Raw genomic sequence first — 8,316 nt, 5'->3', positions numbered from 1 at the left:
ATGCGTGATCTGATCCTTCAACTCAGCAAAAGTTCGATTTATTCAACAAAGCCGCGTATCCTGGATAAATTAAATGATGAAGGTGGGGATATAAATAAGATAACCAGCCTGAACGGAGCTTATGATCACCGCAGGGCTGAGATCTACATGAAAAAAAACTATGACAAAATACCTGCTTCCGTGTGGCATCTCATCCCAGATGAGATATGAATAATGTAATTAGACGCTGTTATTCCAGGTTTGATAAAAACGGATGATGTAGAATTCCTTTACTCATTTTTAACGAGGAATATACATGCGACGTAATGCACAAAAATGGATCCCGTTTGGATTTGATACGGATTCAAATAAAATTGTTGATATCGCCAGCGTTGAAAATGGGCTTTCGTGTAACTGTATCTGCCTCATCTGTGGGACCTCCCTGATTGCCAGGCAGGGTCAAAATAAAAAATGGCATTTTAGCCACAGCACAGAAGTAAAAGGGGTTTGTAGTGAGCTCACACTACAACATATAAAAAAATACATAAAGGTGAAAATACAGGAAAAAAAATACCTTGCTCTCCCTCATCTTCTGCAGGGTAAGGAGAAAGGGATAGTTAACCTCAAAAATCTCGCTGGTGGTGGGATTGTTTGTGGCCTTAATGCTGACCTCACAGGGATATGTAACGATACGACAATCGGGATATTTATTAATGATACGTCGAAGGATATCCAGCCCAATCCAGACCTGTTAGCGCAAACAGACCAGCTGGCGCTGGTGGAGATCGATGCCGTTCGGATTGAAAGTATCATCGCTCCATATCGTGAGAATGGGGAAGGCATAAAGATGATGGATGCGATAGAAAAGTTACTTTTCGTTTCTGAGGAAGCGAAAAAATGGATCTACCATCCTATGATGAAGAAGGTTAAACACCATACTTTACACCAGTACCGGCGTGAGCTGTCTACCAGTGGAAATCAGATCCTTGCTTTAATTCCTCATGAACTTCCGATAAGCATGAACGCCCTCCCATCCTCCCCGGCACAGCAGTGGCATCACCTTCGAGCCACGATTAACCTTCTTTGTCGCCTGAGCCGTTCTGATATCCCTCAAGGCAGTATTGCCTTTGAAGAACTGGTTTATTATATCCCCCGGCTTCTGGAAGCATCTGAATCTATCAATGTTGCCGCCTACGAACGATGGTATGACTTCTATATACGGAAAAAAGGAGAGGGTGTACTGAATGAGGCTGAAATTGAATTTTTGTCTTTTATAGTGAAAATCATTAACTGGAACTTGTCCATACATAACCTTCCCACCTTCGATAGCAAGCAGGCCTTTCGGGATTGGTTTTTGCTAAATGATCCTAACAAGTCGCTATAGATCAATCTGTTTCTGCCCCGGGTTAAACCTGGCCTCCTGTACCGCTGGATGTGTGCTGTTTGGTTAAGATTCTTTTGATGCCAGCCGGGCGTATATCACGCTGCAGCAGGTCACGGCGATTTTAATGTCGACTGTAGTCGCTGGTAGTGTCAGAGCTGGCGTGTTAACGGGGTCGGTGGAGGGGAATCATTCTCAACGCTGGCGGGTAAACGGATCCGCTGACGGTAGCTATCCTCAACGCTGGCGGGTAAGCGTGGCCGCTGACGGTGGCTATCCTCAACGCTGGCGGGTAAACGTGGCCGCTGACGGTGGCTATCCTCAACGCTGGCGGGTAAACGGGACCGCTGCCGGTAGTCATCCTCAACGCTGGCGGGTAAGCGTGGCCGCTGTCGGTGGTCACCGTCAACGCTGGCGGGTAAACGGGACCGCTGCCGGTAGTCATCCTCAACGCTGGCGGGTAAGCGTGGCCGCTGTCGGTGGTCACCGTCAACGCTGGCGGGTAAACAGGGGCGATACCAGTGACCATCCTCAACGCTGACGGGTAAGCGTGGTCGCTGCTGGTGGTCATCCTCAACGCTGGCGGGTAAACAGGGTGCTGCTGGTGTAAAGCCTCATCCCTGGAGGGTAATTACCTGGTGCGGTTTGCTGCGTTAGCTAAAAACCCGAACTCTTGAAACTACACTCTGGAGTCAGTGTGTAATGTAAATGACTGATTTTACCTAAATAACTCAGGTAACTTTTTTGTTTCGACTAAGAATGACCAGTACATAATCCCCACGATTTTTTTCTATCGTGTATTTTAAAAAACCAGCTTCATCCAGTTGCTCTAACGCTTTTTTTATCGTCGCATTCTGAGCACCTTTGTGTGAAGTCAGCTGCAACCGTTCTCTTAAGCGGTCGAATCCAATGCGATAAAAATGGTCAGGTAATTCAACTAGATAAAGATACAGTGCCTGGGCTGATTCTTTTCGAGACAGGGTCTTCAATATTTTTAAGTAAAGTCGGGTCTTCCCGTCGACACGATACAGAGTATTCAAATCCGGATTTGGCCTGATAATGACCTCATCGGTTCCCTCATCATAGTAAGAAGTAGACACCAGGCTCATGTCGATCTTTACTTTTTTCCCTTCTACTGTTGAGTTTTTGATGAACTGGAAATGGGTGTGCTGGATCCGTGTCAGTGAGTCGCTAAAACGTTTCCTTAACCTTGAATCAACTCGTTTTGTAGCAAGCCCACAACTGAAAGCAAAATCAATAAAATTGACCCTAACAGTCCCATCAGGCTCAAGAAACGTGTTGGCGAGTGTGTCCACGATCCCTAGCCAGACTTTGAAATCCGTATCCATATCAAGCCTGGGCCCAAAAATACTAATCTTTTCGTACCCCTCTCCAGCGATAGAAGAAAGACGACACAACTCAGTCGTTGCATCGATGACATGACCTCGTGCCATAGGGTCGCTGCCATCCTTGACTGTCGGAACAAAGACCCCCAATCGCAGTAGCGATTTAGGTTGAATACTCTGTTTTGAGTTAGGAACCAAATGTATAACTTCACCAGAACTTTTATCTTGCTCAGTGATAATTAGCGCTAACTGATTGTTATCATTGGCCATTTTATAAAATCCCAGATGTGGATATTTTTACCAGATTACCCGCTGGCGTTGATAAAATCTACCCTCTGGCGATGATAATTGCCCCGTTAGCGTTGATGGTATACCCTCTGGCGATGATGGTTCACCCGCCAGCAATGATAGAATACCCGCCAGCGTTGACAGAGATGGCCTGAGAGCCCCGTAGTTCAAGGCCTCACTAAAACGTTATTCTTTTATTAGTCTTTTTTGTCCTTTTCTTAGCTTTAGTTAAGCTTCCGTTATTATTCTAAGCTGTGGATAAACACCATCATCAATAGTCAACAATCCGGGCAAGACAGAATCACCAGACAGCAAGGGAGAAACTTACCAGAAGTCGTGACCTGCTCCCCGTTGATTAATACACCGTGATGTTAGTAATGTCTTCATAAGCCACATGAGGACATCCCCATGAAGAAGCGTTTTTCCGACGAACAGATCATATGTATTCTCCGCGAGGCCGAAGCCGGCGTTTCTGCCCGTGAGCTCTGCCGTAAGCACGCCATTTCCGACGCCACCTTTTACACATGGCGTAAGAAGTATGGCGGTATGGAGGTGCCTGAGGTTAAGCGCCTGAAGTCGCTTGAGGAAGAGAACGCCAGACTCAAGAAGCTGCTTGCTGAAGCCATGCTGGATAAGGAGGCGCTTCAGGTGGCTCTTGGGCGAAAGTACTGACGACAGACCAGAAGCGGGAAGCCGTGGAAGTCATGTGCGAGGCTAAGGGTCTGTCGCAACGTCGTGCCTGCAGGCTGGCAGGTCTGTCCCTGTCAACCTGCCGATATTCGGCTCAGCGTCCGGCTGCTGACGCGCAGCTGTCTCTACGCATCACAGAGCTGGCACTTGAACGCCGCCGTTTTGGTTACCGGCGTATCTGGCAGCTTCTGCGACGTGAAGGTCTTTGCGTTAACCACAAGCGGGTTTACCGCATCTATCAACTTAATGGCCTGAGTGTAAAACGCAGACGACGTCGTAAAGGGCTGGCAACAGAACGTCTGCCGCTGCTCCGCCCGATGGCGCCCAATCTGACCTGGTCAATGGATTTCGTCATGGACGCACTGGCCACAGGTCGCAGGATCAAGTGCCTGACCTGCGTGGATGATTTCACAAAGGAATGCCTGACGGTCACTGTTGCCTTCGGGATTTCAGGCGTGCAGGTCACGCGTATTCTGGACAGCATTGCGCTGTTTCGCGGCTATCCGGCTACGATAAGAACCGATCAGGGCCCGGAGTTTACCTGCCGCGCACTCGATCAGTGGGCTTTTGAGCATGGTGTGGAGCTGCGACTTATCCAGCCCGGCAAGCCAACGCAGAACGGATTTATTGAGAGTTTTAACGGACGCTTTCGTGATGAATGCCTGAATGAGCACTGGTTCAGCGATATTGTTCACGCCAGGAAGATCATTAATGACTGGCGACTGGATTATAACGAGTGTCGACCACATTCATCACTGAATTACCTGACGCCGGCTGAATTTGCAGCGGGCTGGCGAAACGGGAAATATGAAGAAAAACCAACCGACATTACTAACTGAAGGTTGTATCTAACTCTGGGGGCAGGTCAGTCGGTCAGACACTGTTTGAAACCGACCGAAGCACCGCCTGAAACCAACCCATTCTTTCTCCATACGACGCTGCAACTGTTTCAGTTCGATCGTTGTTCACTCCTCTGCCCGGCATGCAGTATGCAATGACAAACAGAATTCGTCTGGCCCGACAATAAATTCACCAGCACGCTGTTGGCTGACATTATCATGCTGCCATTTGCCGAAACTGAATCACCCGATCGTCAAGGTTCTCGACTGAGCAGATAATTCAGAGGAGGGGAGACAGGTATCGTTTGATACTCTTCAGGCAGGCACAATTTTCCGGAATGCCCGGATTAATATGTGGTAATTATGATTTTCGGGCATCAAATGTAACGACAGAGTTACCTGACTGACAGGTATTCACCTGACGGCCAAAGGCATCAACAATAACCGCAACCGTCGTCTCCGACACAGTCAAAACAGACGGAAAGGTGAGGACTGACGTCCTTCCATACCGTGTCTACTGGATGCTCTGCCATGATCCGGGAACGGGTCAGTATTGGATGCACCAGAGTCGATACCAGGAATGTCTACTGCAGGCGACAACGATCTAAATTTTACATCGAGCGTTATTCTGGCTGCGTTGTGTCTACTGTATGCGATACCCTCTGCTTCGTGATTAAAACTCAAACAATATTATCAGGACATACCGCAGTTCCTGTCTTTTGTGTCGACTACAGTAGACCAGCGGGAAAAGAGGGGTAACCTGTATACCAGAACGCAAGAGCTATAATTCAAAAGAGACAGCCACATGCACAAAATCAGATCGGTTTCCTGATTTTGGTTTAACCTGACACTTAAAGCTAATGTATGTGTACATTAGCTTTAGCTGGGGAAAAGATACGTGAGAGCTGAAACGCAAGAAGCTATGCGGATGTTTTTGGGGGGACGTTGCTACACGGCTAAACAGCTCGAAAAGGACTATCTCTCTGAAGTGGCAGGTTACAGCGACGACCGCTGGGAAGCGCCGCAAAGAGCTGCCCGGCTGGCGGCAGCGGTAAAACGCTACAAAACCTCTGAGATGCTGCGTTTTATTTTTGCCACCATCGCGTATGATCCCGACCCGGATCTGACGCCGCTTGCCGTGAGGCGGCTGTGTCAGGCCTTGTTCGGCAGAACCGGTAGCCAGTGGCTTATAGTGGAAATTTTCGGGGTGAAGGGACGGCAGCACCGCAGCGATGACAGCACTCCGGAGTCCGTTGAAAAAATGGCAACCAGATATCGTCACGCCGCAGGGCTGCACTGGGCGGCAACTCTGGCGGAAATTGAGCGGGTAAAGCGCAACTATCAGACCCAGGTTAAGGCATCCAGGAAGGGAGAAGGGTAAATAACATAAATTTAATGCTAATGTACGCATACATTAGCATTACGCTAAAGTGGCTATACCACCAGTTTTTGTATCCAGATGGCTTACTGACATGTTTCCTTGCACGGTTATTCAGGTCTGAATGCGACAGGGGCCTACTTCACAGAAGGGGATTGAGAACTGGAATGCGCTGGTCTGTTTTGCACCAGCGCTACGGGGTTTTTATACCACACACAGGTTTCAGCTGGTGGGCATCACGGCAGCTACCTGAGCTTACTGTAGTGTTTTTGCCCAGCCCGATACTGTTTTATTGCAGCCTGTTGGCAGGCTACAGAGTCAGTCGGGGCGATGTCTGGATTTTCTTTCAGTGCGTCAATTGTGGCCTGCACCATGCCCTTGTCCAAACCCCATGTGGGAGAGTAGGGATTATTGGCTTCTAAAGGGACTTTCAGTTCCAGTTCATCTCGTTTAGCACACGTTTTATTTGCCTGGTAAGTAAGGTCTGGGTCTGCAAGGATTTTAGCGGATACACCAAAACTCGCCAAAACCAGACACAGGGTGATACTTGTCGTTCGCATGTTTTATCCTTATTAATCGTCACTGATAATCAGAGTGGTCTGGGATGCTTCTTTCTCCACGCCATCCACATTCTGTGTTCTGTCCTGATGTTTCCTTCAGAAGTTACTTTATTGTGCTTCGTGGTCGGTGGAGAGGCTAAAACGCTTTCAAGCGTTTCACCAGCATCGAATCGCGCGTACAGCTTGTAATCGGCGGCATTCATGTTTGTCGGCTCACATTTGCCATGGCTCATTTTTATCATCCTTTGCGATAAGAACTTAACTCTGCCAGGTACCAGCTGCTGGCGCCATAAACGAATTTTTACTCCCGGTGGTAAATCACCTCAGGCATCGTCATCCCGGAGTTCCAGGTTTTAATACGTAGTGAAGGTCTTGCTCAATACTCGCCGGACGGAATTATTCTTCATCACCGGCAGGGGATGCAGTGCTGGTATGCACTTTATAGCAGTCCACCCGGCGGGACAATTCATGAAAGCTGGTGGGATCGGACCATCACACTCAAAACGTAAGACAACATGCCTTATAGTCCTGCAAAGCTTTTGCCCCGGAGCGCCACGCTCTGCGTGGGTCCAGATTGTGCACATTTTCGGCATATTCTTTTTTTCTTTTTTTTATTTTTTCTCTTTTTTTCGTCCGCGCGGCGGGGGCCGGGTCGGGCACGTTAAAGGTCAAGACCCTTAAGGGTATGTTGTCTTACGAACGCTCTTTTGCTACCTGGGACGCTTGCCGGCGATCAGAATCAAGAGAATGGCCATCGCCAGTTTTCCCAAATTGATCGCATACAGTAGACATCAATTCAGTGTAAGGTGCCGGTACTGGCCGGACTATTCCCCCCGGAGCTGCTGGTCGTTACGGCCATGACCTGATACCGTGGATATTGACGACATTCCGGGGGAGAGCGGGCATGGGCAAAGTCTAGGGGATTTTTGTTGGTCACCGAAAGTTTGCTGTAGACAGCGACTGTAAAAGGTATGAAGAAGAGGGCAGGGCAGGTATCATCTGCATCGCCAATAATTTGATGCATAGTCAGAAAAATGGTTAACACACCAGCGCGTACGTTACTATCATCCGCTTTCAGGATAACGGGTAGCCTTCTATCTAAACTACGCCTTGTTCCATCTGAAACAGGGCATAGACTGAGATAATCTAAGCCCCGTTGGTATTTGTATAGAGGAGATCAGGCAAAAAAGTCGCGCGCCCAGGCAATCAACTGTCGATCGCTGCCCTGGGCACCGATAACAGAGATGGCCAGTGGCCTGTCTGCACCATTCTCTAAGGGAATAGTCACCTGCGGTAGGCCAGCCAGACCCGCGACTGGCCACCAAGAACCAACTGGTGATTGGCGTCGGGGGACAAACACAAGCCGCAGTTTTAAAAGTGGCAAAACGCTTTCCGAAGGTGAAGTTCTCTATCGTGGGTGGCAATCAGGGGCAGACGATGCCCGCTAACGTAGCGGGTTATGATGTGAAGCAGGCTGAGATTGCTTTTGTCGCCGGGGCCGCTGCCGCCATGATGACCAAAACCAACAAAATCAGCTATGTCGGCGGCATGGAGATTCCCTCGATCGTTAATGCCGGTAAAGAGTTCGGCAACGGTGCTCACTATATCAATCCGAAAGTCGAGAACCTGGTGAGTTACAGCGGTGATTTTGATGATGTTTCTAAAGCCCATGAAGCGACGCTCGCCGCCATCGCCCAAGGCGCTGATATTCATTACCATATCCTTAACCTCGGTCTGCGCGGCTTAGAGGTAAGCGTTAAGTGAGCGCCGTATTGACGGTTATTTATCGGTAAGAACCATGTTCCATGGCAGCAGTTCGGCCACTTTGTTGCTGGGCCACTCCGGCAGTACGCTC

8 protein-coding genes are annotated in these 8,316 nt (G+C 48.8%); 5 read left to right on the top strand and 3 right to left on the bottom strand.

Annotation, left to right across the window (positions count from 1 at the left end; translation table 11 throughout):
* A complete protein-coding gene (locus ABLU50_RS15765; RefSeq protein WP_080466028.1) occupies positions 1-210 on the top strand; it encodes an Hha/YmoA family nucleoid-associated regulatory protein in 210 nt (69 codons plus the stop codon).
* An 85-nt stretch (positions 211-295) separates the two neighbouring features.
* Positions 296-1,363: a hypothetical protein gene (locus ABLU50_RS15760; protein WP_071080975.1), complete on the top strand. Its 1,068-nt coding sequence runs from the start codon at positions 296-298 to the stop codon at positions 1,361-1,363.
* Positions 1,364-1,526: 163 nt separating this feature from the next.
* Here ABLU50_RS15760 and ABLU50_RS15755 read toward each other — a convergent pair whose 3' ends face one another.
* Positions 1,527-1,931 (bottom strand): hypothetical protein, encoded by a 405-nt coding sequence (locus tag ABLU50_RS15755; protein ID WP_348864836.1) that lies wholly within the window; start codon positions 1,929-1,931, stop codon positions 1,527-1,529.
* Positions 1,932-2,091: 160 nt separating this feature from the next.
* Positions 2,092-2,976, bottom strand: a complete 885-nt coding sequence (locus ABLU50_RS15750) for a RepB family plasmid replication initiator protein (RefSeq protein ID WP_004186900.1) — start codon at positions 2,974-2,976, stop codon at positions 2,092-2,094.
* Positions 2,977-3,402: 426 nt separating this feature from the next.
* Between ABLU50_RS15750 and ABLU50_RS15745 the strand changes: the two genes are divergently transcribed.
* Positions 3,403-4,523 (top strand): IS3-like element ISKpn34 family transposase gene (locus ABLU50_RS15745; protein ID WP_085956072.1). Its coding sequence is split into 2 segments (ribosomal slippage): positions 3,403-3,661 and positions 3,661-4,523, totalling 1,122 coding nucleotides; the frame shifts between segments, so codons are not numbered across the junction.
* Positions 4,524-5,421: 898 nt separating this feature from the next.
* Positions 5,422-5,904 (top strand): hypothetical protein, encoded by a 483-nt coding sequence (locus tag ABLU50_RS15740; protein WP_171996278.1) that lies wholly within the window; start codon positions 5,422-5,424, stop codon positions 5,902-5,904.
* Between the two features lie 242 nt (positions 5,905-6,146).
* On the opposite strand, the gene ABLU50_RS15735 is transcribed toward ABLU50_RS15740, so the two are convergent.
* On the bottom strand, positions 6,147-6,461 hold the full coding sequence (locus tag ABLU50_RS15735; protein WP_042919293.1) for a hypothetical protein: 315 nt from the start codon (positions 6,459-6,461) through the stop codon (positions 6,147-6,149).
* A 1,335-nt stretch (positions 6,462-7,796) separates the two neighbouring features.
* Between ABLU50_RS15735 and ABLU50_RS15730 the strand changes: the two genes are divergently transcribed.
* Positions 7,797-8,225 (top strand): BMP family ABC transporter substrate-binding protein, encoded by a 429-nt coding sequence (locus ABLU50_RS15730; protein ID WP_204787295.1) that lies wholly within the window; start codon positions 7,797-7,799, stop codon positions 8,223-8,225.
* The last annotated feature ends 91 nt before the right edge of the window (positions 8,226-8,316 follow it).

This window comes from Klebsiella sp. GG_Kp173, assembly GCF_040062415.1.
GTDB lineage: Bacteria > Pseudomonadota > Gammaproteobacteria > Enterobacterales > Enterobacteriaceae > Klebsiella > Klebsiella quasipneumoniae.
The sequence above is the reverse complement of the archived record's forward strand: the minus strand, read 5'-3'. Positions and strand labels throughout refer to the sequence as shown.

What these genes read in the sequence shown, in the direction of transcription:
- ABLU50_RS15765 (WP_080466028.1), top strand. Translation starts at nt 1, where the DNA reads ATGCGTGATCTGATCCTTCAACTCAGCAAAAGTTCGATTTATTCAACA.
- ABLU50_RS15760 (WP_071080975.1), top strand. Translation starts at nt 296, where the DNA reads ATGCGACGTAATGCACAAAAATGGATCCCGTTTGGATTTGATACGGAT.
- ABLU50_RS15755 (WP_348864836.1), bottom strand. Translation starts at nt 1,931, where the DNA reads ATGACCACCAGCAGCGACCACGCTTACCCGTCAGCGTTGAGGATGGTC.
- ABLU50_RS15750 (WP_004186900.1), bottom strand. Translation starts at nt 2,976, where the DNA reads ATGGCCAATGATAACAATCAGTTAGCGCTAATTATCACTGAGCAAGAT.
- ABLU50_RS15735 (WP_042919293.1), bottom strand. Translation starts at nt 6,461, where the DNA reads ATGCGAACGACAAGTATCACCCTGTGTCTGGTTTTGGCGAGTTTTGGT.